20 protein-coding genes and 1 pseudogene are annotated in these 26,212 nt (G+C 61.6%); 2 read left to right on the forward strand and 19 right to left on the reverse strand.

Annotated features, from left to right (window positions below):
- Nucleotides 1–160: 160 nt before the first annotated feature.
- Together rsmD and Q4481_RS00940 are read right to left on the reverse strand one after the other, a co-directional pair.
- The gene (gene rsmD / locus Q4481_RS00935; protein ID WP_304374339.1) at nucleotides 161–730 is read right to left on the reverse strand and encodes a 16S rRNA (guanine(966)-N(2))-methyltransferase RsmD; all 570 of its coding nucleotides are present in this window, start codon (nucleotides 728–730) and stop codon (nucleotides 161–163) included.
- A pseudogene (locus tag Q4481_RS00940) lies at nucleotides 717–2,126 on the reverse strand (pseudouridine synthase); the annotation flags it as partial. The gene rsmD and the pseudogene Q4481_RS00940, both read right to left, overlap by 14 nt.
- Nucleotides 2,127–2,485: 359 nt before the next feature.
- Between Q4481_RS00940 and Q4481_RS00945 the strand changes: the two are divergent.
- On the forward strand, nucleotides 2,486–2,914 hold the full coding sequence (locus Q4481_RS00945; protein WP_304374341.1) for a nucleoside deaminase: 429 nt from the start codon (nucleotides 2,486–2,488) through the stop codon (nucleotides 2,912–2,914).
- A 6-nt stretch (nucleotides 2,915–2,920) separates the two neighbouring features.
- Here the strand turns inward: Q4481_RS00945 and Q4481_RS00950 are convergent, their stop codons facing one another.
- From Q4481_RS00950 to Q4481_RS01000, 11 genes are all read right to left on the reverse strand, one after another.
- Nucleotides 2,921–3,730 (reverse strand): GGDEF domain-containing protein, encoded by an 810-nt coding sequence (locus Q4481_RS00950; protein ID WP_304374342.1) that lies wholly within the window; start codon nucleotides 3,728–3,730, stop codon nucleotides 2,921–2,923.
- Nucleotides 3,731–3,851: 121 nt separating this feature from the next.
- The gene (locus Q4481_RS00955) at nucleotides 3,852–4,367 is read right to left on the reverse strand and encodes a hypothetical protein (RefSeq protein WP_304374343.1); all 516 of its coding nucleotides are present in this window, start codon (nucleotides 4,365–4,367) and stop codon (nucleotides 3,852–3,854) included.
- On the reverse strand, nucleotides 4,367–4,978 hold the full coding sequence (locus tag Q4481_RS00960; protein ID WP_304374345.1) for a hypothetical protein: 612 nt from the start codon (nucleotides 4,976–4,978) through the stop codon (nucleotides 4,367–4,369). Before Q4481_RS00960 ends, Q4481_RS00955 begins: the two co-directional genes overlap by 1 nt.
- Before the next feature lie 212 nt (nucleotides 4,979–5,190).
- A complete protein-coding gene (gene ileS / locus Q4481_RS00965; protein ID WP_304374346.1) occupies nucleotides 5,191–8,112 on the reverse strand; it encodes an isoleucine--tRNA ligase in 2,922 nt (973 codons plus the stop codon).
- Nucleotides 8,113–8,371: 259 nt separating this feature from the next.
- The gene (locus tag Q4481_RS00970) at nucleotides 8,372–9,592 is read right to left on the reverse strand and encodes a GGDEF domain-containing protein (RefSeq protein WP_304374347.1); all 1,221 of its coding nucleotides are present in this window, start codon (nucleotides 9,590–9,592) and stop codon (nucleotides 8,372–8,374) included.
- A 143-nt stretch (nucleotides 9,593–9,735) separates the two neighbouring features.
- The gene (locus Q4481_RS00975) at nucleotides 9,736–11,520 is read right to left on the reverse strand and encodes a SulP family inorganic anion transporter (protein WP_304374348.1); all 1,785 of its coding nucleotides are present in this window, start codon (nucleotides 11,518–11,520) and stop codon (nucleotides 9,736–9,738) included.
- Nucleotides 11,521–11,578: 58 nt separating this feature from the next.
- Complete coding sequence (locus tag Q4481_RS00980; RefSeq protein WP_304374349.1) at nucleotides 11,579–11,914, reverse strand: protein tyrosine phosphatase family protein; 336 nt, start codon at nucleotides 11,912–11,914, stop codon at nucleotides 11,579–11,581.
- A 72-nt stretch (nucleotides 11,915–11,986) separates the two neighbouring features.
- Nucleotides 11,987–12,877, reverse strand: a complete 891-nt coding sequence (locus tag Q4481_RS00985) for an MBL fold metallo-hydrolase (RefSeq protein WP_304374351.1) — start codon at nucleotides 12,875–12,877, stop codon at nucleotides 11,987–11,989.
- A gap of 15 nt (nucleotides 12,878–12,892) precedes the next feature.
- The gene (locus Q4481_RS00990; RefSeq protein WP_304374352.1) at nucleotides 12,893–13,330 is read right to left on the reverse strand and encodes a YeeE/YedE family protein; all 438 of its coding nucleotides are present in this window, start codon (nucleotides 13,328–13,330) and stop codon (nucleotides 12,893–12,895) included.
- Between the two features lie 10 nt (nucleotides 13,331–13,340).
- Nucleotides 13,341–13,757, reverse strand: a complete 417-nt coding sequence (locus Q4481_RS00995) for a YeeE/YedE family protein (RefSeq protein WP_304374354.1) — start codon at nucleotides 13,755–13,757, stop codon at nucleotides 13,341–13,343.
- A gap of 122 nt (nucleotides 13,758–13,879) precedes the next feature.
- Nucleotides 13,880–14,683 carry a DUF6030 family protein gene (locus Q4481_RS01000; RefSeq protein ID WP_304374355.1) on the reverse strand — a complete coding sequence of 268 codons (804 nt, stop codon included), beginning with the start codon at nucleotides 14,681–14,683 and terminating at the stop codon, nucleotides 13,880–13,882.
- A gap of 158 nt (nucleotides 14,684–14,841) precedes the next feature.
- Here Q4481_RS01000 and Q4481_RS01005 point away from each other — a divergent pair, with 158 nt between their 5' ends.
- Nucleotides 14,842–17,757: an aminotransferase gene (locus Q4481_RS01005; protein WP_304374357.1), complete on the forward strand. Its 2,916-nt coding sequence runs from the start codon at nucleotides 14,842–14,844 to the stop codon at nucleotides 17,755–17,757.
- Nucleotides 17,758–17,780: 23 nt separating this feature from the next.
- On the opposite strand, the gene Q4481_RS01010 is transcribed toward Q4481_RS01005, so the two are convergent.
- The 6 genes from Q4481_RS01010 to Q4481_RS01035 form a co-directional block, all read right to left on the reverse strand.
- Nucleotides 17,781–18,431, reverse strand: coding sequence for a TetR/AcrR family transcriptional regulator (locus tag Q4481_RS01010; protein WP_304374359.1), 651 nt, complete (start codon nucleotides 18,429–18,431; stop codon nucleotides 17,781–17,783).
- Nucleotides 18,428–18,976 carry an aminomethyltransferase family protein gene (locus Q4481_RS01015; protein ID WP_304374361.1) on the reverse strand — a complete coding sequence of 183 codons (549 nt, stop codon included), beginning with the start codon at nucleotides 18,974–18,976 and terminating at the stop codon, nucleotides 18,428–18,430. Before Q4481_RS01015 ends, Q4481_RS01010 begins: the two co-directional genes overlap by 4 nt.
- Nucleotides 18,969–21,806, reverse strand: a complete 2,838-nt coding sequence (locus Q4481_RS01020) for a 2Fe-2S iron-sulfur cluster-binding protein (protein WP_304374362.1) — start codon at nucleotides 21,804–21,806, stop codon at nucleotides 18,969–18,971. Before Q4481_RS01020 ends, Q4481_RS01015 begins: the two co-directional genes overlap by 8 nt.
- A complete protein-coding gene (locus Q4481_RS01025) occupies nucleotides 21,803–22,075 on the reverse strand; it encodes a sarcosine oxidase subunit delta (protein WP_304374363.1) in 273 nt (90 codons plus the stop codon). Before Q4481_RS01025 ends, Q4481_RS01020 begins: the two co-directional genes overlap by 4 nt.
- A gap of 10 nt (nucleotides 22,076–22,085) precedes the next feature.
- Nucleotides 22,086–23,339, reverse strand: coding sequence for a sarcosine oxidase subunit beta family protein (locus tag Q4481_RS01030; protein WP_304374364.1), 1,254 nt, complete (start codon nucleotides 23,337–23,339; stop codon nucleotides 22,086–22,088).
- 228 nt (nucleotides 23,340–23,567) lie between these two features.
- A complete protein-coding gene (locus Q4481_RS01035; RefSeq protein ID WP_304374366.1) occupies nucleotides 23,568–25,982 on the reverse strand; it encodes a GcvT family protein in 2,415 nt (804 codons plus the stop codon).
- Between the last annotated feature and the right edge of the window lie 230 nt (nucleotides 25,983–26,212).

Raw genomic sequence — 26,212 nt, forward strand, 5'->3', positions numbered from 1 at the left:
TTCAGAGCCAAAATCCGCCGCGTCCCGAAGGGATATGGTGAAAATCGCCCGGTTTGGCGTCGCAGATTCTCGATGGATGTTCGATCCATCTTCGAATCTGCTTCTAAAACCGAACGATTTTCCCACATACCACGCTCCAAATCCTGATTGAGTTTTGACCCTAGCGTTTCTGACCCGGTTGGTAGCTGTAGAAGTGCATGCGGGTGTCGCCGAAGCTTCGCTCGTCGAGCCTTTTGAAGTTCGTCCCGACGATCGGATCGACCGAGCCTTCCTCTTCAAGAACCACCAGCGCACCCTCCTTCAGCCAGCCGCCGGCGTCGGCTGCGGCGAGCGCCTTCTCACCCAAACCCTTGCCATAGGGCGGATCGGCAAAGAGCAGATCGAATGGCGGCATATTGCCAGCCGGTCCGAGGTCTGTCGCATCGCGCCGGAAAATGCGCGTCTTGCCCTGCAGTCCCAGCGTCTCGATATTGGCATGCAGAAGTGCGCGGCCTTCCACCGAGTTTTCGATGAAAAGCGCATGCGTCGCCCCGCGCGAGATCGCTTCAAGGCCGATGGCCCCGGTCCCGGCAAAGCAATCGATGACCCGCTTGCCGACCAGCGCTTCCGGATAGGTGTGGCTGATGATGTTGAACAGGCTTTCGCGCGTCCGGTCGGTGGTCGGCCGGATCGCATTGCTCTTGGGTCCGTTCAGCGCTCTGCCACGAAACTCACCGCCGACGATCCGCACCGCGCTTCGGGCCTCCCTTTGGCGAACCGTTGCCGGGTCTCGAGCCGGATGGCTTGTTCGGACGATCTCCGCCGCCCTTGCGGTCATCTCCGGAGCGTGCCGGACGGGAAGCGGACTTGCGGAACCGGCCTTCCTTGCCGTCGCGTTCGCCGCTTTCGGCCGCCTTCAACTCGGCTGCCTTGCGTTTGCGCGCCTTGACTTCGGCTTCCTTGGTTTTTTTCGGACCCAGCGGCTTGGCGCCCGGTGCCATCCACACATTGGCGGTACGGGTGCCGGCGCGCAGAGGTTCGCGCTTCTTCTCGAAACCACGCTCACCCTTTGCCGGACGCTCGCCGTCATCGCGCTTGCCGTCGCGATCGAACTTGCGTTCGCGCGGTGGCTGCGTGTCGATGCGGGCGAGATCGCGTTCGCGCCGTTCTTCGCGGCTTTCGCGGCGCGGACGGGCTTCGCGTTCGGCGGGCTCTTCCTCGACCTTTTCAGGCTGGACCTGGTTGATGATCGGTGCCTCGAAATTGGCATTGGCATCGGCAATCAGGCGCGGTCCGAGCTGGTCGCGCAGGGTGCGGCTGCGCACCTCGACAGCCTGGCCTTCCTCGAGTTCGCCGAGCTGGAATGGCCCATAGGAGATGCGGATGAGCCGGTTAACTTCCAACCCGAGAGCGCCCAGCACATTCTTGATCTCGCGGTTCTTGCCTTCGCGCAGACCCATCGTGATCCAGCTGTTGTGGCCCTGGGCACGGTCAAGGGTTGCCTCGATGGCCCCATAGAGAACGCCTTCGACCGCAATGCCTTCCTTGAGGCTGTCGAGCTTTTCCTGGTCGATGGCACCATAGGCGCGCACGCGGTAGCGACGCAGCCAGCCGGTCGACGGTAGTTCGAGCATGCGGGCAAGGCCGCCATCGTTGGTGAGCAGCAGCAGGCCTTCGGTGTTGATGTCTAGGCGGCCGACCGAAATGACGCGCGGCAGTTCCGGCGGCAGATTGTCGAACACGGTCGGGCGGCCTTCCGGATCGAAATTCGTCGTCACAAGCCCGGCAGGCTTGTAATAGATCCACAGCCGGGTGCGTTCGATGGCGCCGATCGGGTTGCCGTCGACTTCGATACGATCGGATGGCTGGCAGTTGACCGCCGGCGTCGTCAGTACCTTGCCATTCAGTGAAACGCGGCCTTCGAGGATCATGCGCTCGCAATCGCGCCGCGAAGCGACACCGGCGCGCGCCATGATCTTGGAAATACGCTCGCCTTCGCCAGCCACGACCAGATGATCGGGATTGCGTGGCTTGTCGCCGCCGGTGCGACCGAAGCCGGTTTTTTCGGCGCGCGGACGATCGCTGCGGGGCCTGTCGGAATAGGGCCGGTCAGAATTGGGCCTATCGGAACGCGGCTTCTCCGACCGGGCTTCATCGGTGCGCGGCCTGTCTGACCTTGGCCGGTCGGACCTCGGCTTGTCGGAATAGGGTCTGTCAGCACGGGGCTTGTCGGAAGCCGGCTTGCCGAATTTTGCCGATGAACGCGCCTCGGCCGACCGTTCTGAACGCCCGGAACCTTCCGACCTGTCCTCGCGCGGCTTGCGCGGCGGCCGGTCGCCGTCCGATGGCTTGTCCCGGAATGTCTTGTCCCGGAAAGTCTTGCGACCGCCAGCACCGGGTTTTTTGGTATCTTTCATTTGTGCTTGCCTCTACTTTGAAGCTCTCCTATCAGGTGAGAGGGTCCGGGTTAAGAGGAATTTGCCGTTTGCCGCCTGCAAATCGCTTCATGACATTGGCTTTGGCGGAAGCGGAGGCTGCTTTTGCCCGTGGCGAGGTGCCGATCGGCGCTGTCGTCGTGCTGGATGGCGAAGTGATCGGTCGCGGCGGCAATCGCACCCGCGAGCTCAATGACCCCACAGCCCACGCCGAAATTCTTGCGATCCGCGCCGCGACGAACGCCAAGGCGAGCGAACGTATTCCCGGCGCCGATCTTTATGTGACGCTCGAACCCTGCCCGATGTGCGCTGCCGCAATTTCGTTTGCACGCATTCGTCGACTCTATTTCGGAGCCTCGGATCCCAAGGGAGGGGCGGTGGAAAATGGTGTTCGCTTCTACCAGTCGCCAACCTGCCATCACAGTCCCGACGTCTATTCCGGATTTGCGGAAACGGAATCGGCGGCCATGCTCAGGACATTTTTCCGCGAAAGGCGCTGATTGATTTCAGGCAGCTGCGACGTCCTTGGCTGCGTCGGGTTCTTCAATCCGCATGACAACGCAATTGCGTCCGTTGCGTTTGGCCCGATAGAGGCGCCGGTCGGCTTCGCTGACGGCTTCATTCACCTTGAAGGCGCCTTTGAGCATGATCCCGCCGATGCTGAGCGTAACAGGAACGCGCGCGCCATCCTTGCGGATATCGAGTGCTGCAGCGCCCAGCCGGATCGATTCCGCGATGAACTCGCATTCCGCTTCGCCGACACCATCGAGAAAGGCTGCGAACTCCTCGCCGCCGATCCTGCCCCAGAAATCGCTGTCATGCAGCGAGGTGCGCACGGCACGGGCGATGCCGGCCAAAGCCTCGTCGCCAGTCTGGTGCCCGAAACTGTCGTTGATCTTCTTGAAATTGTCGGCGTCGATGAAAAGCAGCGCACCCTTGCGGTCGAGCCGGCTTTGCGCTTCGAGCATGGTCAGGAACGCCTCGCGGTTGAGGGCACCCGTGAGCGAATCGTAACGCGACTTCTGTTCGAGAGCGGCATGCGAACGCAAAAGCTGCACATGCATCTGGTCGAGTGTCTCATGCATGATCTGCAGTTCGCGATGCGCGATCGCCAGCCGCTCGCTCTGGTGGAACTGCCAGGCACTTGCCGGCCAACCGACGAGGATCGGGCAGAGAACGCTCATCCAGAAACCGGGACCATCCGGTTGACCGCCTAGGAATGGCACGATCAAGAGCACGATCGAACAGGACGCTGCCGCAGACGCGACTGCGACGACGCTGGCTTTGACCGCGGTTTTCCTGCTCGGTTTGAACATGTCGGGACAATAGGAGAGAGAAAGTTAACAGAAACTCACCGCGGCTGCGTTTTTTAGCGTCAGATAAAAATATCCGACGTTTTCCACAGCCCTTGACTATTTTCAATTCAGTTAATGCAATCTATTGGCGAAGGCATTGTTGGCCCGATGCCTTGTAGCGGCCGACGGGCTTGTAATGTGCGATTGCTGTTTCCACGGCAAGACGGATCATGCAGGCGAGCTCGTCTTCGCGATCTGAGTTCGGCGTCAGCAGCGTCAGTTCGGCACCGAATTCGGGCGTACCCTCATAGGGGATCGAATAGGACGGGCGGCTGATGCCGGCAGTGATGCGGACCGTATAGATCCATTCGCGACCGGATTTGGTCTTCATCCACTGTCCGACATCGGAATTTGTAACAAGATTGACGACGAGATCCGCGCCCGGTCCATTCTTGGATTTCAGCCCGGCGGCATCAAGAGCACGCACCATCGGCGGCACGAGATATTCGGCGTAGCCGCTCGCGCTTTGTGAGCTCGACATTTCGATGATGTATGTTTTGCCCGCAAGAGACCCGGCAAGAGCGCCGGGCGTGTTAAGGCAGAAGAAATAAAGGATCGCGACGAAGACGGAGAGGAAGCCGCGATCAAGCATTCGCATCAGTCGAAGACCTGCCACCACTGCTTGCCGGTGCCGGCGATAGCGGCATCCTTCATGCGCTTCTTTTCCTTGGCAGCTTCGGATTCGCCGAGGTTCTGGAGCGCAGCCGGATCGTCGACCTTGCGATATTCCAGCGGCGGATCGCTCATGAAACGGCGGCGGTCGGAATAACGGCCATCCTGAATGGCGCGCGCTTCGCGATAGGCCTTCTGCTGCTCTTCCGGCGTCAGGGCCTTGCCTTCGGTGACGGCGACCATCAGCGGCGAACGATAGCTGCCATTGTCGGCATTCTCGTCGGCTTCCGCCTTCAGGCGCGCACGCGCCTGTTCAGGGCTTTCGACCCACTGCGGATTGTCCTTGCTTGCCAGGCTTTTCTGCGGCGCAACGAGAGCGGTCGGGTCGGCCGGCTTCACGAGGCTGCCGCGCGGCTGGTAGGCGATCGGCTCGGGCCGCTTGGCCGGAGACAATGCAAACGACTCGCCAAGATCGGTAATCAGCTGCTCGCCGGACGATTTGTCGGTGCCGTAGGTCGGCCCCATGCAGCTGGAGAGAAGGGTCGCCACCGCTACCAGTCCCGTCACACCGCCTGCCATGCGAAACACACTTGCCATGCCTTTAAAACCTTTCCCGCAACAACGCGCGAGTCTGTCTTCGATCTTCACGCCATAGCGCGTGAATTCGGCCAATTTCAGGCAGCTTTACCGGAGACAGTTGGAAAGCGCAATTCTTTCCGGCGACGATCAAAGGTTTTGAGCCGAAAAGCGTATCGGTCCATGGCCTTTGTCAAGAAAGGCCGGGGCGTTCGCCACCCCGGCCCCTCAGGTTACTTGGCGGCAGCCAGCTCGCGCAGCGCCTGGGCATCACGGGCCGAGACATCCGGATAGTCCGGATCGGACCCGACATCCTTGGTGATCTTCCAGGAGCGGGCGCATTTGCGGCCTTCGGCGAGCGTCGGCACAACCGAGACCTTGGCGCCGTCGTCAGCCCGGAAGGCATCGGCCGGACCTTCGCCGGATTTCAGCATGATATCCGACGTGATGCAGATTTCTGCAAAATCCAGCCCGTCCAGCGCTGCCATCAGCTCGGCATCAGCAATGAAGACTTCCGGTGCGGCTTCGAGAGACGAGCCGATCCGCTTGTCCTTGCGTTCGATTTCGAGCGCGCCGGTGACGACGCGGCGAACGGCGCGCACCTTCTTCCACTTTTCCGCAAGCGCCTCGTTCATCCACTCGGCGGGGATGGAAGGGAACTGCTCGAGATGGACCGATTCCGCATTCGGATCGCGCGACAGCCAGGCCTCTTCGGTCGTAAAGGGCATCATCGGCGCAAACCACAGAACGATGCAATCGAACAGCTTGCGGATGACGAAGAGAGCCGAACGCCGCTTCAGGCTCGACGGCGCATCGCAATAGAGCGTGTCCTTGCGGATGTCGAAATAGAAGGCCGAGAGCTCGACATTGGCAAAATCGGTGAGCGCGCGGGCGATCTTCTTGAAGTCGAAATCGTCGTACCCCGTCCGCACGAGCTGGTCGAGTTCGGCAAGGCGATGCAGCATCAGCCGCTCGAGTTCCGGCAGATCGGCATAGGCGATGTCCTCGCCCTTGTCATGGGCCAGCGTACCGAGCATCCAGCGGATCGTGTTGCGGATCTTGCGGTAGTTGTCGATGTTGGTCTGGATGATCGTCTTGCCGAGGCGCTGGTCTTCCCAGTAGTCGGTGTTCATCACCCACAGACGCAGAATGTCGGCGCCCGACTGGTTCATCACATCCTGCGGGAACACCTGGTTGCCGAGCGACTTCGACATCTTGCGGCCATCCTCGGCCATGGTGAAACCATGGGTGATGACGGCATCGTAAGGCGCGCGGCCGCGCGTGGCGCAGCTTTCGAGCAGAGAGGAATGGAACCAGCCGCGATGCTGGTCGGACCCTTCGAGATAGACATCGGCCGGCCATTTCAGGTCCGGACGGTCTTCGAGCGTGAAGGCATGCGTCGAACCGGAATCGAACCAGACATCGAGAATGTCGGTCACCATGGTCCACTTGTCGCCGTCATGCTCGTTGCCGAGGAAACGCTCCTTGGCACCTTCGGCAAACCAGGCATCGGCGCCTTCGGCCTCGAAGGCAGCCAGAATGCGCTGGTTGACCTTCTCGTCCTTCAGCACATTGCCGTCCTTGTCGGCAAAGACGCAGATCGGCACGCCCCAGGCGCGCTGGCGCGACAGCACCCAGTCCGGACGCTGTTCTATCATGGCGCGGAGGCGGTTCTGGCCGCCGGCCGGCACGAAGCGGGTGTCATCGATCGCCGAAAGCGCGCGCGTGCGCAGCGTCGAACCATCGCCGAGGTCCTTGTCCATATAGACGAACCATTGCGGCGTGTTGCGGAAGATCACGGGCTTCTTGGAGCGCCAGGAATGCGGATAGTCATGCTTGATGCGGCCGCGGGCGAAGAGGTTGTTTGCGGCGATCAGCGCATCGATAACGCGCTTGTTGGCATCGCCCTTCTTGCCATTGTCATCCATGACGCGGGCTGCGCCACCTTCGGCCGAGGGGCCGAAACCCGGGGCTTCGTCCGTATAGAAACCATCATCGCCGACGGTGAAGGGGATCTTCGACGAGATGCCGCGGGCTTCCAGTTCGCGGGCCTTCGCCATCCAGGCATCAAAGTCTTCGCGGCCGTGACCGGGCGCTGTGTGCACGAAACCGGTACCGGCATCGTCGGTCACATGGTCGCCATCGAGCATCGGCACGGCGAAACTGTAGCCGAGATCAGCCAGCGGATGGGCGCAGGTGATGGCGCCAAGCTCATCCGCCGAAACAGCACGCAGGCGCTTGAATTCGAGCTTGGCCTTGGCGAAAGGGTCTGCCGCGAGCTTGTCGGCAAAGATCAGCTTCTCGCCCGGCTGCGGGCCGAAATCATTGGCCGCTGCAGTGACTTCGTAGAGACCATATTCGATCCGCGACGAATAGGAGATCGCCCGGTTGCCCGGAATGGTCCAGGGCGTGGTCGTCCAGATGACGATGGAGGCTGTGCCGAGATCAGTTTGCTGATCGCTATCGAGTACAACAGACCGTACCGGGAACTTCACCCAGATCGTGTCGCTTTCGACCTCGTGATATTCAACTTCCGCTTCGGCGAGCGCGGTGCGCTCGACGACCGACCACATGATCGGCTTCGAACCGCGATAGAGCTGGCCGCTCATGGCAATCTTCAGAAGCTCGCCGGCAATCCGGGCCTCGGAATGATAGTTCATGGTCGTGTAGGGATGGTCGAAATCGCCCTCGATGCCGAGGCGGCGGAATTCGTCGGACTGGATGTTGATCCAGTTCTGCGCGAAATCACGGCATTCCTTGCGGAATTCGTTGACCGGAACCTCGTTCTTGTCCTTGCCCTTGGCGCGATAGGCTTCCTCGATCTTCCATTCGATCGGCAGGCCGTGGCAATCCCAGCCCGGCACGTAGTTGGCATCGCGTCCGCGCATCTGGAACGAGCGGGTGATCGTGTCCTTCAGTACCTTGTTGAGCGCATGCCCGATATGGATGTTGCCGTTGGCATAGGGAGGGCCGTCATGCAGGACGAACTTGGTGCGGCCGCTCGCTGAGGCACGCAGCTTCTTGTAGAGGCCCATTTCCTTCCAGCGGGCCGCGATTTCCGGCTCCTTCTGGGGCAGGCCGGCGCGCATCGGAAAATCCGTCTGCGGCAGGTAGAGGGTCGAGGAATAGTCGTTCTTGTCAGTCGTGTCGGTCATGATCCGGCCATTGCTTGCGCGCTCGTCGAGGACGCGTCAGGGAACTGTCTCAGTGTGGAAAGTGCGCTATCAAGCGCGAAAACCCGGACCCTCCGCAAGCGTTTAGATCGCGCGGAAGGCCGGGCCTGTAATTCGAAGGGATATGCTCGACTGCACCCTGTTCATGGCTGCGTGGTGTATGGGCTTTTTTCGAAAAATGAAAGGGGCGGCGCCAAGAAATTGCGCCTCGGAGAGGATTTGATGCGCGGTTTCGGCCCGATCAGGCCGATTGCGCTTCAATGGGATCGGAATCGTCGCGTGCCTTCAGTTTGGCCAGAAGTGCGTGATTGCGCAAAAGCGCAGCCGGCTCGAAAGGCATCACGCGGTTGCGGCTGGTATTCTTGATGGCATAGAGCGCGCAATCGGCATCGGCGATCCAGGCATCGAGGTCGCGTTCAGGATTGTCGGCAATGATGAAGCCGCAGGAGAAGGTGAAGGTCAGTCGGGCGCCAGCGACATCGATCTCCGTTGCTTCGACACGCTTCCGCAGCTCTTCGAGGACCGCCTGCGCCGCATCGCGATCGAAGCCCGGCAGGAAGAGGCCGAATTCCTCGCCGCCCAGGCGACCGAAAATGGCATCACCCGGCAGGATCGCGTTGCCGAGCGCCGTAAAATGCACGAGCGCCTGGTCGCCGCCGAGATGGCCGAACGTGTCATTGATGCGCTTGAAATGGTCGAGATCGATGACCGCGACGGCACCGCCGCCTGCGACCTTGCTTTCCGCCGCTTCCAGAAAGGCGCGACGGTTGAGGATGCCGGTGAGCGCGTCGTAGTTGGCAAGCTTCCGCTGCGCTTCCGTGGCGCGCTCGAGATTGAGCACCAGCATCATCAGGTAAGCGGCCATGTTCGACAGCATCAGGGGCACGAGGCTGGCCTGCAGCCACCAGGCGTCGATCAGGCGTTGGGCTGATCCCGCCGGGTTCAAGAGCGCAAACGGGATGACGGTGATGCAGGCCGCGGCATAGCAGGCGAGGAAGAACGAGGCCAGTTTGCGCGAAGGCAGCTTCTCTCCGGCCATTCCATTCCGGATCACGCGGGAGGTCATGCCGAGATTGATGGATGCACCAAGGAGCAGGAGCGCGGTCCCTCCCGTCGGCACGATACCGGTGATGCGACAAAGGCCATAAAGACCGATGGTGACGGCACTGACGGCCAGGCTTGAGCCACGACCGTTGCGCAAACCGTAGAAATCCACAAAACCCATGAACATGAAAGCGGTCGAGGCGAGGAAGAACAGCCCGCCGAGGTCCGGCGCCATATAGGGCAAGCCGAAGATGCCGAGTGCGGAGACAAAACTGGCCATCATCTTCAACCAGCTGGACATGGCCCAGTGGCGAATCGAACGCTTCTTCGGGCTGCGCAACCAGCCAATGGTGACTGTCGCCGCTATGAAAAGGTTCACATAGGCCGAGAACAGGTAGGCGGTTTTCAAATCCAGCATGGGTTACCGGTCGAAAGCGAGTCGATGACCGATCATGGACGAGATTTGCGCAACCGAGCCCTAACAAATGCAAATTCCACGGAGCATTCCTGAAATGGAGTGAACAAAACCTTACCGCCGTCGCTTTGTCCCGTTTCAGGCCGTCATATATACCATTCGATCGGTGCCTCCTCGGCTCTCGACCGATCGGGAGCGTCCTTCTCGACGCCGCGGATGCTGGCGATCGCCTGATGCTGGGTCAGAAAGACCTGGCCGGTCATCTCCTTGAGAAAACTGCATTTCTCCAGCCGATCCATCACCGGACCCTTCACTTCGGACAGATGCAGACGAACGCCGGCATCCTTGAGGCGCCGATTGATCTCCTCAAGCGATTCCAGCGCGCTGAGGTCGATTTCATTGACGGCCGAGCAGAGAAGAATGACATCCTTTACTTCCGGCCGGTCCGCCACCATCTCGCTCAGGCTTTCTTCGAGATGGCGGGCATTGGCAAAATAGAGACTGTCATCGACCCTGAGCGTCAGGATCTCCGGATAGGTTTCCACCTTGTGGCGCAGCACATTGCGGTAATGCTCGGTGCCGGGCACACGTCCAACCACCGCCATATGCGGGCGTGATCCCTTGTAGAGATGCAGGAGAATGGAAAGGGTGACGCCGGCGAGTATGCCGATTTCCACACCCAGAACCAAGGTCGCGACGATCGTCAGCGTCACGGCGGCAAAATCGGCAATGGAATAGGACCAGGCCTTCTTCAGCACCGAGAAATCGATGAGCGTGATCACCGAAACGATGATGGTCGCCGCCAGCGTCGCCTGCGGCAGGTAGTAGAGAAGCGGCGTCAGTGTCAGCGTTGCGAGCGCAATACCGAGTGCGGTGAAGGCGCCGGAAGCCGGGGTTTCGGCGCCGGCATCGTAATAGACGACGGAGCGGGCAAAGCCGCCGGTCACCGGAAAGGCACCCGAGATGGATGATGCGATGTTGGCGGCACCAAGTGCGATCAGTTCCTGGTCGGGAACCACCTTTTCGCGCTTCTTGGCGGCGAGCGTCTGGGCCACCGATACCGAACTGACGAAACCGATGATCGAGATCAGGATGGCCGGGCGAACGAGATCGAGCCAATGGGCGAGGTCGAAAGCGGGCAGGGCGAAGACGGGCAATCCCTGCGGAACAGTGCCCACTAGCCAGACCCCCATCTTCTCGAGATCGAGCCCCCAGGCCAGCAGCGTCGTCAGCCCCATGGCAACAACCGGCGCCGCGCGTGCGAGATTGCCTGCCAGACCGGTTGCGATGCCAAGCCTGACCAGTGCCGGCTTCAGGCCCTTGCGCGCCCATTGCAGGAAGATCGTCGCGGATGCGCCGATTGCCAAGGTCACCAGGCTGGTCTCGCCGATATGGGCAAGGAGCGATTCCACGATCCCAAGAAACGTGTCACCGGAGGCCTTGATCCCGAGCAGATATTTCACCTGTCCGGCGGCGATCAGGATGCCCGAGGCGCTGACGAACCCGGAAGTGACGGGATGGGAGAGAAAATTGGCGAGGAAACCGAGCCGGAAGATGCCGACCGCGACCAGAAAGATGCCGGACAGGAAGGCAAGCGCAATCGCCGCCGAAACATGGTCCATGCCGCCGGTTGCCGCCATCTGGCCGGCCGCACTCGCCGTCATCAGCGAGACCACGGCGACGGGACCAACCGCAAGCGGGCCCGACGTGCCGAAGATCGCGTAGATCAGCAGGGGCAGGATCGAGGCATAGAGCCCGGTTTCCGGCGGCATGCCGGCCAGAAGCGCATAGGCGAGCGATTGCGGGATCAGCATCAGCGTGCCGATCACGGCCGCAATCATGTCGCTCGTCAGAAGCCGGCGATTGTAGCGCCGGCCCCAGTCGAGAACCGGAAAATAGCGGGCGAGGCCCGTGGTTGAAAGCACTGTCATGATCCGGTCCAGAATGAAACCCGCCGATGCCAGCACCGGCGGGGGAGTGATCAGTCGATCAGCCGACCTGCTGGGACAGCTGGTAGACCATGGCACAACGATTGCCGGAGGCGCAGTAGGCGAGAACCGGACCGGACGTGCCCTTGAGCAGCTTCTTCAGTTCGGCGGCCTGCGGCATCGGCTGGCTACCGGGGACGACCGGCAGATAGTGGGCCGGAATGCCGGCGGCATCGGCCTGGGCCTTGATTTCGGCAAAGGCCGGCTGGCCGAAGCCTTCATTGTCCGGGCGCATGCAGATGATCATCGAATAGCCGGCATCCTTGATGGAGGCGACCGATTCCGGGTTGATCTGGCCGGTGACGTGATAGGAATTGTCGATGGGGCGGGCAGACATTTTCCTGGGGCTCCTTTTCTTGAACAGGAAATCAAACATTCAATTCATCCTTTGATTTGGCACCAGCAACGCTCAGAGCGCGTTGACGGGGACCTTGAGCATGGGACGGCCGCTCTTGTCGGTCGGGATCTGGCCGGCGCGCATATTGACCTGCAGCGACGGGATGATCAGCCGCGGCATGGCCAGCGTCGCATCGCGGGCTTCGCGCATGCGCACGAATTCGTCTTCGCTCGTGCCATCCTTGAGATGGATGTTGTGAAGGCGCTCTTCGCCGACGGTGGTTTCCCAATGGACTTCGCGCTTTCCGTCGGCACCATAGTCGTGGCACATGAAAAGCCGGGTTTTGTCCGGCAGTTCCAGCACGCGGCGCGAGGAACGATAGAGCGTGCGCGCATCGCCACCGGGGAAGTCGGCGCGTGCGGAGCCGGCATCCGGCATGAACAGCGTATCGCCGACGAAGGCGGCATCGCCGATCACATAGGTCATGCAGGCCGGCGTATGACCCGGCGTATGAATGGCATAGGCCGTCAGTCCGCCGATCGAAAGCGTATCGCCATCAACGAACAGGCGGTCGAACTGCGAACCGTCTCGCTGGAATTCGGTACCTTCGTTGAAGACCTTGCCGAACGTATCCTGCACGACGGTGATCTTGTCGCCGATGCCGATCTTGCCGCCGAGTTTGCCCTGGATATAGGGCGCACCCGAAAGGTGGTCGGCATGGACATGGGTCTCGAGAATCCATTCGAGCGTCCAGCCCTTTTCGGTGATGAAGGCGATCAGTTGGTCGGAGCTTTCGTAGGAAATGCGGCCCGCCGCATAATCGATATCCATGACGCTGTCGATCACGGCGCAAGCGCTCGAGGCAGGGTCCTTCACGATGTAGGAGATCGTGTTGGTCGCCTTGTCGAAGAAGGAGAAGACCTCCGGTTTGACGGTCGTATCGGGTGTGAAGGGCAGCGTCATTTCAATCTCCATTCGCTAGAGGTTGGCGGTTGCGGCGCGCTGGGCGCGCAAGACGTATCGGGTTGCCACGATGCCTGCGGTCATGGCGATGAGGAACAGGGCAGTTTCCTGGTCAAGCAGGCCGAGTGCGGGAATGGCGCCACCGGGGCAGAAGCCGGCAATGCCCCAGCCGATGCCGAAGAGTGCCGACCCACCAAGGAGCCGACGATCGACAGAACGGTTCTTCGGCACGTCGAACGCGGCCTCAAATGTCGGTTTTTGCCGGTTGCGGAACACCAGCGCGTAACCGGGCATGGCAACAGCCAGCGCGCCGATCATCACGAAGGCGAGGCTCGGGTCCCAGGTGCCGGCGAGATCGAAGAAGTTCAACACTTTCGCCGGGTTCGCCATGCCGGAAATCGCGATGCCGAGACCGAAGACGGCACCGATCAGGAGAGCGGAAACATATTTCATTGTCGCCTCCTCAGATCACATGCCGGATGACGAAGACGGTAATGATTGCCGTCGCCATGAAGGTCAGGGTCGCAATCGCCGAACGTGGCGAAAGCCGGGCAATGCCGCACACGCCGTGGCCGGAGGTGCAGCCCGATCCAAGCGTCACGCCAACGCCGACGATCAGTCCGCCGATGATGAGGGCCGTTGGCGTCAGCGGAACCGAAATCGCAATGGCATGCGTGAGGCTTTGATAGACGAGAGGCGACAGGATCGCACCGGCAAGGAAGGCGACGCGCCAGCCCCAATCGGCGGCAAAGGGAGGTAAGGCGCCGGCGAGAATGCCGGTCATGCCGGCAATGCGTCCGTGGAATGCCATCAGCAATGTGGCAGCCAGCCCGATCAAGGCGCCTCCTGCAAGGGATAGGAACGGTGTGAACTCGGTCATGTCGTCTCCAGTCTGTTCTTCTGGTCGGTGTTTGAGGAGCCGACCTGCGCCCTTCTCGGTGGCACAGGTCGTATATATAGTGATGTAACTATGTATTCAAGGTCGCGTCTGCTTTTTTCGCGTCAACGGCCAGCGTCGCGAAATTCCGATGGCAACGGGAAGAAGGTCGATCGATCGAAATAGCCGCGTGTGCGGTTCTCGATCGCGTTGCGCTTGTCCTGGCGGATGATGAAATTGTAGCTGTCGCCCGAGAATTCTCTCGTGAAATGAACGACATAGCCGAAATTCTCGGCATCGAAAGGCTTGAGGGCCCCCACCTGCACACCCTGGTCGCCGAGTTCGCGCCAGCCGGTGGTTTCGGACAGGCGGGCGATGACGATCTGCGCCAGCCGCGTCAATGTCTGCTTCTGCGCAGCGTCGCTGATCGCGATCTTGAAACGCACGGACTGAAAGGGGCCATTCTCCGGTCCCTTGATCATCAGAAAGAAGGTGGACGGGGAATCCGGGTTTGCGGCATTGGCAAGGCTCGTCTCATAGGAACATTCGAAAATCTTGCGGGCAAAGCTGCCCGGACCCCATTGGGTGGTTTCAATGCCGAAGGCTCGGAAATCATCGCAGAGATCCTTGCCGGAAATGTCGCTATAGCGGACGAATGTGCCCTGCCAGGTATCGATGAATTCGGCGAACATGCCGCCGGGCAGCATGACGGCAACCGAACCCAGCCGTTTGCCCTTGAAGGATTTGATGCTGCCCGGTTTTGGGATGACCATCTGCCGTTCGGGCGCCAGACCGGTCCAGACCAGCAGAAGATCGAGGTTGCGATGATTGTTGGCGAGCAGGACCGTCGCACCGATACCCGCGGTGATGAGGATAAAGACCAGCCAGAAGAACAGGCCGCCGTGTTTTTTAGGTTGCGACTTGACCATGGAGCGAACCGGCGGGTGGCGATGCCACGAGCTTTAGAGAAAGCCACGGGCGCTTTCAAGGCAAAGCGACGATCCTTCATCGCCATCAGTTGAATTTGCGGCCTCTCTCGGATTAATTGCTGCCGAACCCATTCGGTCGCCGAGGAGATAGCAAAAGAATGTCCGATCATGCCGCGCTCAGCCGTGCCGAACTGCCGCGTCCCGATATCGCGATCGAAGATGCCCAACGTCTGGCCCGTGATCTCTATGGGATCGAAGGCGATATCCGCGAACTCGGTAGCCAGCAGGATCGCAACTTTCTGATCGAGTGTGGCCGCGGTCGCTTCGTTCTCAAGATCTGCCGCGCCGAATATGACCGGGCGGAACTCGAAGCGCAGAATGCGGCCATGGTTCGGCTGGCGGGGCGGATCGGTTCACTCCAGGTACCGACCGTCGGAAAGACGCATGCCGGCGCCGAAATCGAAACCACCATCGTCAACGGCCAGAGCTGCCATGTCCGTCTCCTCGGCTATCTGGAGGGAGAACCGCTGACCCGGCGCAGATTCCTGCCCGAAGCAACCGTCGCAGCCCTCGGCGCGGCCTGCGCGCGCGTGGCACGAGGCCTCGAGGATTTTCGCCATCCCGGTCTCGACCGACATCTGCAATGGGATCTTCGCCATGCCGACAAGGTGGCCGCGCATCTCTTGCCGGGCATCGCATCGGCCGAGACGCGGGGCAGGATCGCCAAAGCCCTCGAATTGGCCAGCAAGGCTGTGGCGCCCCACCTCGATGGTCTCCGCATCCAGCCGATCCATCATGACATTACCGACGACAATGTCGTCGCCCGTCTCGATGCCGAAGGGGTGCCGATACCGGTCGGCATCATCGATTTCGGCGATCTGATGAATGGCTGGCTGGTGGCCGATCTTGCCGTTACCTGCGCCGCCCTCCTGCACCATTCCGGCGGCGATCCCTTCTTCATCCTGCCGGCGGTCAAGGCATTCCACGCCGTGCATCCGCTGACGGTATCCGAACTCAAGGCGCTCTGGCCGCTAATCGTCCAGCGTGCCGCGGTTCTCGTTGCCTCCAGCGAACTGCAGCTGTCGCTCGAACCGGATCATGCTTATGTGCTCGGCAATATCGACCATGAGCGGGTGATCTTTGAGGTTGCGAGCGCAACGCCGATTGCGGTCATGCAAGCGGCCATCCTTGCTGCTGCCGGCATGGAAGCGGAGGCAGCTGTTGTGACCGCCGACCATCGGCTGTTTCCCGAAATTGATCCGGCGAGGATCGCGATCGCCCGGCTCGATACGCTGTCGCCGGCGTTGAAGAACGGCAACTGGCGAACCGAGGGGCAGGCGAGGGCCATCCTGCGCGATGCCGTTGCGGAAACCGGTATGGCTGCCACCCGCTACGGCGAGCGCCGGCTCACCGAAACGGCGGGCCTTTCGCCCGATATTCCGGCCACGACCGCGCTCTTCGTGGAACTGGCACTGCCGCAATCCTCGATCATCGCCGCTCCCTTCGCCGGTGCGCTGGAAGCAACGGCGAAGGGACTGCGGTTGGTCGGCGGCGATCTGGCGCTCTGGCTCGAAGGTGTCACGTCCGGTCACGCCGCCGGCAGCCGATTGGAGGCCGGTGTAGAGATCGGCCGGGTCGGCGAGACAGGGCTCGTTACGGTTCAGCTTTGCCGCGATCCGGCAATCGATCCGCTGCACTTCGTCAAGCCGCACCAGTTTGAAGCCTGGTCCACGCTCTGCCCATCGCCAGCGACCATCCTCGGCTTTGATTGCAATGCGCCGGCGAGCGAGAGCGAAGCACTGCTGGCCAGTCGCCAGGCGCATTTCGCCAAGCCGCAGAAGAACTATTATCGCAGGCCGCCGCAGATCGAGCGCGGTTTCCGCGAGGAAATGTACGATGTCGATGGCCGTACCTATCTCGATATGGTCAACAACGTCACCATTCTCGGGCATGGTCATCCGAGGCTGGCAGAAGCGGTCGGGCGGCAATGGTCGCTGCTCAACACCAATTCGCGCTTCCACTATGCCGGTGTTGCCGAATTCTCCAAGCGGCTCGCCGATCTCGCGCCGGAGGGTCTCGATACGGTCTTCCTGGTCAATTCGGGCTCGGAAGCCAATGACTTGGCGCTGAGACTGGCCTGGGCCCATTCGGGCGCCCGCAACATGCTCTGCCTTCTCGAAGCCTATCACGGCTGGACAGTCGCCTCCGATGCTGTCTCGACTTCGATTGCCGACAATCCGCAGGCGCTGACCACGCGGCCGTCCTGGGTACATGCAATCACCTCGCCCAACACGTTCCGCGGGCCGTTTCGTGGACCGGATTCGGCTGCGGGCTATATTGCCGCTGCGGAAAAGGCGCTCGCCGCCATCGATGCGAAGGAAGAGGGGCTCGCCGGTTTCATCTGCGAAAGCGTCTATGGCAATTCCGGCGGCATTCCGCTGCCCAAGGGCTATCTCAAGGAAGTCTATCGCATGGTTCGCGAACGCGGCGGCGTGACGATCGCCGACGAGGTGCAGGTCGGCTATGGCCGCCTCGGCCACTATTTCTGGGGCTTCGACGAGCAGGGCGTGACACCCGACATCATCACCATTGCCAAGGGCATGGGCAATGGCCATCCGCTCGGCGCGGTCATCACCAGCCGTGCCATTGCCGACAGCCTGGAAAAGGAAGGCTACTTCTTCTCGTCGGCGGGCGGTTCACCGGTCTCCTGTGTCGTCGGCCAGACCGTGCTCGATATCATGCGGGACGAGCGGCTGCAGGACAATGCCCGCGATATCGGCGATCATTTGCGCAGCCGACTTGAAGCGCTCGGCCAGCGCTTTGCAATTGTCGGTGCGGTGCATGGTATGGGGCTCTATCTCGGCCTCGAATTCGTGCGCGACCGCCAGACGCTGGAGCCGGCCACGATCGAGACGGCGCGGATCTGCGACCGGCTGCTCGATCTCGGTGTCATCATGCAGCCGACCGGCGATTACCTGAATGTGTTGAAGATCAAGCCGCCGCTCTGCCTGTCACGGGCGGGCGCGGATTATTTTGCCGATATGCTCGCGCGCGTGCTCGAGGAAGGATACTGACCGAACCCCATGCGGCAAACTCGTTAGGACCCGGATGGTCGCTCCGGCGGCCGTCCGAAGGTGAAACGGTAGAAATCGGCGATATCGCTTTCCTCCGGCTCCAGCCCGCTGAAACACTTGAGATAATGGCCTAGGCGCGAATGGCGCACCTCGAGGCTTTCATCGATCAGAAGCGCATATTGGCCGATCTGGGTGAAGTAGAGGACGCGGGCCCGGATGAAGGCCTCGCCCTCCTCATAGCCATGACGGCGATACATGGCGGCGATCGCATCGACCCGCTGACTGTCGGCCTGCTCAACCACGGCCCGGACGGTCTCCGACCGGCGCGCCCAAAGCCGGACGGCCATGTCGAGTTTCGGATCGAACAGATGATCGTCCACCCAGCATTCGAACACATTGAGGATGGCGCGAATGATGTGCGGCGCTGGCCTCAGTGCACGTTCGATGATCGGTCCGGTATTGATCCGCAGCCAATGTTCGAGCAGCTGCTTGTGCAGGTCGGGCAGGCTTTCGAAGAACCAGTAGAAGCTCGACCGCGACACGCCGAGCTCGCGCGCCAGTACCTGCACCTTTACCTGGTCGATACCCTCATCGATCAGGGTGCGGATGGCCAGTCGCAGCCAGTCCTCGCGCGTCGAGCGGCCGGCTTCGGATGCTTCTGTCACCGTATTCATCGGCGCAGTTCCAGCCAGGTCCAGACCGAGGCTGCAAGCCCCCGTTCCACATGCAGTCGCAGACGGTTTTCGACCTCGTGCCGATAGAGGATCGCCGGTGTGGCGGCAAACTGCACAGAGGCACTCGGTCCCGGATTGCGCCGGTCGATCAACAGGGCCTCGGCCAGGAGGTCGTCGGTCGCATCCCCGTCGATCTCGAAGACATGGTAGGCTGCCGACATGTCGGTCACAGCAAAGCCGTCGTCATGCCAGCCGCCACGGGCCAGATCCGGCGGCGCGCCGATCGCCAACATGCGATCGCGGGCAAGACGCAAGCTGTAGCGGTCGCCCGCCGTTAGCCCGAGCGCACCCGTTCCCGTCCCGATCGCACCATCGCGTGCGGCATAGGCGTCGAGATCGCCACTGACCAGATGCTGGGTGAGGCCAGCGATCGACCGAACCTTGAATCCGGTGCGGCTCAGGACAGCGGTTGCCCAATGCGGTACCGGCGACCATTTGCCGGAAAGATCGCGGATGCGGATATCCTCTTCGCGCAGATCACGCATGGAGCCGTTCTCCCTTGGGATCGAGGAAACAGGGGGTGACGATCCTGGCCTTCCGCATGGTGCCGAAATGGCGGATATCGATGATCTCGCCCATGCGCGACAGGCCACGTTCGACGAGCCCGAGTGCGATCGGTTTGCCGAGCGTCGGGCTCATATAGCTCGATGTCACATAGCCGGTCGATCGGTGCCGTCCGGATAACCGTTCGACGCTATGGGCGCCTGCCGGCAACATCTCGCCGCCATCGGCAACCTCGAGCCCGACGAACTGCTGGCGGTTTTCGTCGCGCGCGGCCTCCATCATCAGCGAGCGCCGCCCGACGAACTCGACCGTCTTGTTCTTGAGCGGTCCATCGAGGCCGAGGTCACTCGGCCGCGTCAGGCCATCGGTATCCTTGCCGACGATGAGATAGCCTTTTTCCGCCCGCAGCAGCAGGAGCGCTTCCGAACCCATCAGGCAGGCATCGAAACCGCGCCCCACCTGTTTCAGATGCCCCCAGAGCGTTTCGGCCCTGTCCGCCCGGATCGATATTTCGTAGGAGCGGTCGCCGGTAAAGGAAACGCGGGCGACTCGAACCGCATCGGCGCCGAAATAGCCATCGGTGATCGCCATATGCGGCAGGCTCGCATCGTCAAGATCGGCCTTGATGCCGCTCGCGTCGATGAGATCGCGCGAACGTGGTCCTGTCACTGTCAGCGTGGCCCAGTTGGGTGTCGCATTGTGGATGAAGATCTTCTTGCGATCGAACCGGTCCTGCCGCCAGTCTTCGAGCGCGGCATGGACGCCAGCGACATGGCTGGTGGAGCAGGAGACGACGAAATGGTTGTCGCTCAGGCGCACGACGACGCCGTCGTCATAGACGACACCGGTCTCTGTGAGCATGAAGACATAGCGGCACCGGCCCGGCTTGAGCGTCGAGACGGTGTTGTAGAACATGAAATCGAGGAATTCGGCGGCCTGGGGACCGATCACCTCGATCTTGCCGAGGGTGGATCCATCGAAGAGCGCTACGGATTGCCGGGCGGCCAGAACCTCGCGGCGGATTTCCTCGTCCGGCACGCCCTTGCCGAAATAGGCCGGACGCAACCAGCCGCCATATTCGAGGAACACGGCCCCGTCCGCACGATGCTGCTGTTCGAGCGGCAGCCGGCGCACCGGATTGAAGAGCGGACCCGAGCGGCTGCCGGCAAAACTCTGCAACGAAACCGGCGTAAAGGGTGGCCGGTAGGTGGTGGTGCCGGTTTCTGCGATCGAACGGCCGGTGATCGCCGCCATCAGCGCCAGCCCGTTCATGTTCGAGGTCTTGCCCTGATCGTTGGCCATGCCGAGCGTCGTGTAGCGCTTGAGATGTTCCACCGAGATGAAATTCTCCCGCGCCGCCAGTTCGACATCCTTGGCGGTCACATCATGCTGATAGTCGATCCAGATGCGGCCCTTCTTGCCCGCTTCCGGCCAGGCGGTTTCCATCTCGTAAGGTGTCGTTGCGCTGATGGTCCGGTCCTTGAGGATCTCCGCAAGCGTCATCGCACCGGCAGCCGCGCCGACCACCCGGATCCCGTCGATCGTCGCCTCGGGTACGAAGGCTTGCAGCCTCTCGTCAAAAGTGAGCTTGCCCTTGGCCTGGCTGTAGAGATGTACGGTCGGTGTATAGCCGCCCGAAACGAGCAGGCAATCGCAGGCGATCTCGGTTCCATCGTCGAGGATCGCGGCGCCGACCGCCCTTTTGCCTTTCGCCGCGGTGATCCGGCGACCGGAAAACAGCCGGATCCGCGGATGCGAAAGGACCGGGCGCTGCGAACGCTGATCGATCAGCGTGACGCTTGCGCCCGCTTCGGCCAAAGCCAACGCTGCGCCATCGGTTGCCGAATTGTTGGTGGCAAGCACGATGGTTTCACCGACCAGGATCGCCTTGCGCTTGAGATAGAAGAGGGCCGCATCGACGGACAGGATGCCCGGCAGGTCGTTTTCGGCAAACGGCAGCGGGCGCTCGATTGCGCCGGTGGCGAGCACGGTTTCTCGCGGCCGGACCCGCCAGAGCGTATCGGGCTGGCCGTCGCCATGGCGCTGGTTGAGGGCGACAAGGCCATGGTCGTAGATGCCGAAGGCGGTGGTATTGGTGAGAAGCAGGGCACCACGTTCACCGAGGATTGCGACCGTCTGCTCGATCCAGTCACTGACGGTCAGTCCGTCGATCGTCACTTCGGCATCGTGATGGCGGGCGGCACCGCCTGCTTCGGAGCGTTCGTCAACCAGCATCACCTGCTTGCCTTCGCCGGTTGCTGCGAGTGCTGCGGCAAGCCCCGCCGGCCCCATGCCGACCACGAGCAGATCGACGGACTGGTTGATCTGTCGCGAAGGCGCGTCCTTCCGCCAGTCCGGATCGATCGTGCCCAGCCCGGCCATGGCCCGGATGGAACCGTCATAGAGATGCCAGTTCGGGAAGATGAAGGTCTTGTAGTAGAAGGCCGAGGGAATGAAGCGCGAGAAGCGGTCGAGGAAGGACTTGCGATCCGCCTCGGCCGTGGGTGAGGCGTTGACCGACCGCACCACCATGCCCTCACGCAGAGCGACCATGGTGGCGCGCTCGTTCGGCGAGAGCCTTCCATCGACCATCACATCGACGACGCCGTTGGGTTCCTCGCTGCCAGCGGCGAAGAAGCCGCGCGGCCGATGATATTTGAAGGAGCGGCCGATGATCCGCTGGTTGGCCGCAATCAGCGCCGAGGCGATGGTATCGCCGGCAAATCCGACATAGTCCTTGCCATCGAAGGTGAAGCGAAGCGGCCGGTCGCGGTTAATGGTTCCACCGGTCGGAAGTCGTCTCGCCGTCATACGCCTTCTCCTTCGCCGAGCAGGGCCTGGGAGGAGAGAACCCGGTGGTTGACCGTGTCCCGCGTCATGGTGAACACTTCCATGCAGGTCAGATGCTTCCAGATCTCGGCGCTTTCGCCCCTTCGGTTATGCTTCGCAAACAGATAGTCCGACCAGGTCTGGTCACTGACATCCATGAAGCCTTCGGGTCGCAGATTGCCGAGATCGCCGGCATAGTGGAATTCGGTTTCCGGCCTTGGGCCGCAGAAAGGGCAGGGGAAAGTCTGCATCGGATGCTCCTCAATGCGCGATGCCGGAACCGGCGGCTTCGTCGATCAGCCGGCCGGTGCGGAAACGATCGGGATCGAACGGACGTGACAGGTCGTGATGGCGTCCCGTCGCCATCAGCTGGGCGAGCATGACGCCACCCGCGGGAATGGCCTTGAAGCCGCCTGTGCCCCAGCCGCAATTGAGATAGAGGCCCTTCACCGGGCTCTCCCCGATGATCGGCGAGGAATCCGGCGTTACATCTACCACGCCACCCCATTGCCGCATAAGCTTCAACTGGCCGAGGGCGGGGAACATTTCGAGCAGCCCGGCGATCACCGTCTCGAGCGCCGGCAGGTTGCCGCGCTGCTGGTAGGATGGCACCCGGTCGAGCCCGCCGCCGATAACGAATTCGCCCTTGGCCGACTGGTTGACATAGGTTCCGGTCGCCGGCGCCAGAACGGTGCAGTCGAGGACCGGTTTCACCGGTTCGGAAACGCAGGCCTGCAGCGTATAGGAGGTGATCGGCAGCCGGAAACCGGCCTTGCCGGCCAGAACCGAGGAATGGCCGGCAACCGCGAGCCCGACGGCATCGGCCCGGATCGGTCCCTTCGCCGTCATCACGCCCTTGCAGGCGCCATTCTCGATCAGGAAATCGCTCACTTCACAATTCTGGATGATGTCGATGCCGAGCCGGTCAGCCGCCCGCGCATAGCCCCAGGCCACGGCATCGTGGCGGGCCGAACCCGCGCGCCCCTGCCAGACGCCGCCCAGCACTTCGAACCGCGCATTCGGCGACAGGTCGTAGAGCGGCAGCAGTTTGCGGATCTCGCTGACGGTCAGCAGTTCGGAATCGATGCCGTTGATCTGCATGGCATTGACGAGGCGGGCGGCAACTTCCATCTCGCCGCGCGAATGGACCATGGTCAGCACGCCGCGCTGCGAGAACATGATGTTGTAGTTCAGGTCCCGCGACAGGTTTTCGTAGAGGGTGAGCGACAATTCATAGAGGGCGGCACTTTCCGGATAGAAATAGTTCGACCGGATCGTGGTCGTGTTGCGGCCGGTATTGCCGCCGCCCAGCCAGCCCTTTTCGATCACCGCGACATTGGTGATGCCATGGTTCTTCGCCAGATAGTAGGCGGTCGCCAGCCCGTGGCCGCCGCCGCCGATGATGATCGCATCATAGCGGCTCTTGGCTTCCGGCGAGCGCCAGGCCTTCTGCCAGCCCTTCTGGTGGTTGAACCCTTCCTTTATGAGGGAGAGGGCGGAATAATGACGGGTCATGGGAAAACCTTTGAAATTCTTTTACCCCTCACCAACTTCGGCCAGGGGTTCGCGTTCCGCTCACCCGGCCTTCGTATCCTCTCCCGCAAGGGGAGAGGTAGGGTGCCACAAGATCGGCGTTGCCGCGGGTTTATCTCTCCCCTTGCGGGAGAGGATAGCAAGACCGCGATCGGCGAAGCCGATCGCTGGTCGCGCTTGGTGAGGGGTATCGCGGACAGGGACCGCATCTTACATCCTCAACACCTTGCCTTCGGGGTCATAGGGCGAGGCCGGGATCACCCGGCAGGCCCGCTCGTCGCCGACGATGAACGTCGTCAATTCGGTTCCCGGAACCGCCAGCTCCCGATCGATCAGCGCCATCGCAAGGCTCTTGCCGATCGTATGGCCGTAACCGCCAGACGTGACGTAACCGACGAGCTTGCCATCTTTCAGGATCGGCTCGTAACCGGAAGCATCGGCATTGGTGGCATCGACTTCGAGCGTCACCTGCAGCTGGCGCGCCGACTGTGTTTCCTTTTCGCGCAGCGCAGCGTCGCGGCCGATGAAATCGGGCTTCGTAAAATCGATGAAGCGATCGAACAGCGTCATCTGCGGCGTATAACCCTGGGTGAATTCCCGGCTCCAGATCCCGTAGCTCTTTTCAAGCCGCATCGAAAGCGATGCGCCGAAACCCACTTCCTTAAGACCGAGATCGGCACCGGCCTTCAACAGCGTTTCGCGCAGGCTTCTATGCTGGCTTGCATGGCAGTTGATCTCGTAGCCCATTTCCCCTGTCACCGACATGCGGCCGACCTTGGCGCGGATCAGCCCGACATCGATCGTCCGGCAGGCGAGGAATTTGAAGCCCTCGTTCGAGACATCGTCGGCCGTCGTCCGTTCGAGCACCTTGCGTGCCAAGGGACCGCAGAGCGAGAAGCCGACATAGGTGTCGGAAATGTCGCTGACCTCGACCCCTTCGCTCAGGTGGCTTTCGAACCAGCGCATGTGCCATTCGCGCAGATAGTAGGAACCCATGATCCAGTAGCTGCCGTCGCCCCAGTTGAAGATCGTGAGGTCACCCTTGAGCTTGCCGTTGGGCGCCAGCATCGGCGCGAGAACCGAACGGCCGGGCTTGGGGATCTTGCAGGCAAAGACATGGTCGAGCCACGCCTGCGCCTGGGGCCCCTTCACCTCATAACGGGAATAGCCGGAAATATCGATGAGGCCTGCCTTTTCACGCGTATGGCGCACTTCCGCGCCGACGATATCGAAGGCGCTCGAACGGCGCAGCGTCGGGTTTTCGACATAGTCCTTCGGTGCGAAATAGAGCGGCACTTCGAGCCCCCAGGAAACGCCCCAGCGCGCGCCGGCTTCGGTCATCTGGTCATAGGAGGGCGAGACTTTCAGCGGCCGCCCGGCGGGCAGCTGTTCGTTCGGGTAGCTCATCACGAAGCGGCGAGAATAGAACTGGCCGGTCGTTTCCTTGATATATTGACGGTTGGAGGCATGCTGGCCGTATCGGGCAATGTCCATGCCGAAAATATCGTCTTCCGGCTCGCCGAGGATCATCCATTCGGCCAGTGCCTTGCCGACGCCGCCGCCCTGCATGAAGCCGGCCATGACACCGCAAGCGACCCAGTAATTGTCCTTGCCGCGCACGGGGCCGACCAGCGGGTTGCCGTCCGGCGTGAAGGTGAAGGCGCCGTTGACCCAGCGCTTGATCCCGGCTTCCGCCAGCACCGGATAGCGCTCGTAGGAGAGCGTCAGCTCATGCTCGATCCGGTCGGGATCCTCCTGGATCAGGTCGAAGCCGTAGTCCCAGGGCGCACCATCCATGTTCCAGTGGCGGTGATCGGTCTCGTATATGCCGATCAGGATGCCCTTCTGCTCCTGGCGCAGATAGGAGAAGCCGTCGAGATCGACCATGGTCGGCAGTTCGTGGCCAAGCTTGGCGACCTCGGGAATGGCCTCGGTGACGAGATACATATGTTCGAGCGGCGAGACCGGCAGTTCGAGCCCTGCCATGCGGCCGACCTGCTTGGCCCAGAGGCCGCCGGCATTGACCACATGTTCGGCATTGATGGTGCCCTGTTCGGTCACAACGTCCCAGCTCTTGTCGGGACGCTGGTTGAGTTCGAGTACCCGGTTCTTCTCGACGATCGAGGCGCCACGGTTTTTCGCCGCCCGCGCATAGGCATGGACGACGGCAGACGGATCGATATGGCCTTCGCGCTCGGCAAACAGGCCGCCGATGATGCCGTCCGGCTTGACGATCGGGCAGCGTTCGAGAATTTCGTCGACCCCGATCAGGCGCACATCATCGATCCCGGTCGACTGGAAGACGCGGATCGAGGCCTTGAGCGCATCCCAGCGGTCCGGATTGCAGGCATAGGAAATGCCGCCCGTCGTATGCATGGAAATGTTGACGCCGGATTCCTTCTCGACCTCGCTCAGAAGGTCGATCGTATAGGCATGCAGGGTCGCCACATTCGGGTTTGAGTTGAGCGCATGGAAGCCGCCGGCCGCATGCCAGCTCGAGCCCGAGGTCAGAACGTTGCGCTCCACGAGCAGCGTATCCGTCCAGCCATATTTTGCCAGATGGTAGAGAATGGCGGTGCCGACGACGCCACCACCGATGACCACGACCTTGTAATGCGACTTCACGTTCCACTCCATCCGTTGCTGCGCCGAGTTTATGTTTGTGTACATAAATGTCTAGAGCGAATCTGAGGCTTTCCGCTGGATTTTTCCAGCTTCAAAAGCGTCATCAGATCCCAAATCCATGCGCATTCCGGCGGTCGGTAGACATTCTTGTCCGGAATGGTTGCGGATCGTAAATGTCGGGAAGCAGCGTGAAACCTTGCGGCGAGACCGCTAATCTGCCATCACGCCGT

It is taken from the genome of Fluviirhizobium alvei (genome assembly GCF_030551875.1).
GTDB classification, from domain to species: Bacteria; Pseudomonadota; Alphaproteobacteria; order Rhizobiales; family Rhizobiaceae; genus Rhizobium_E; species Rhizobium_E alvei.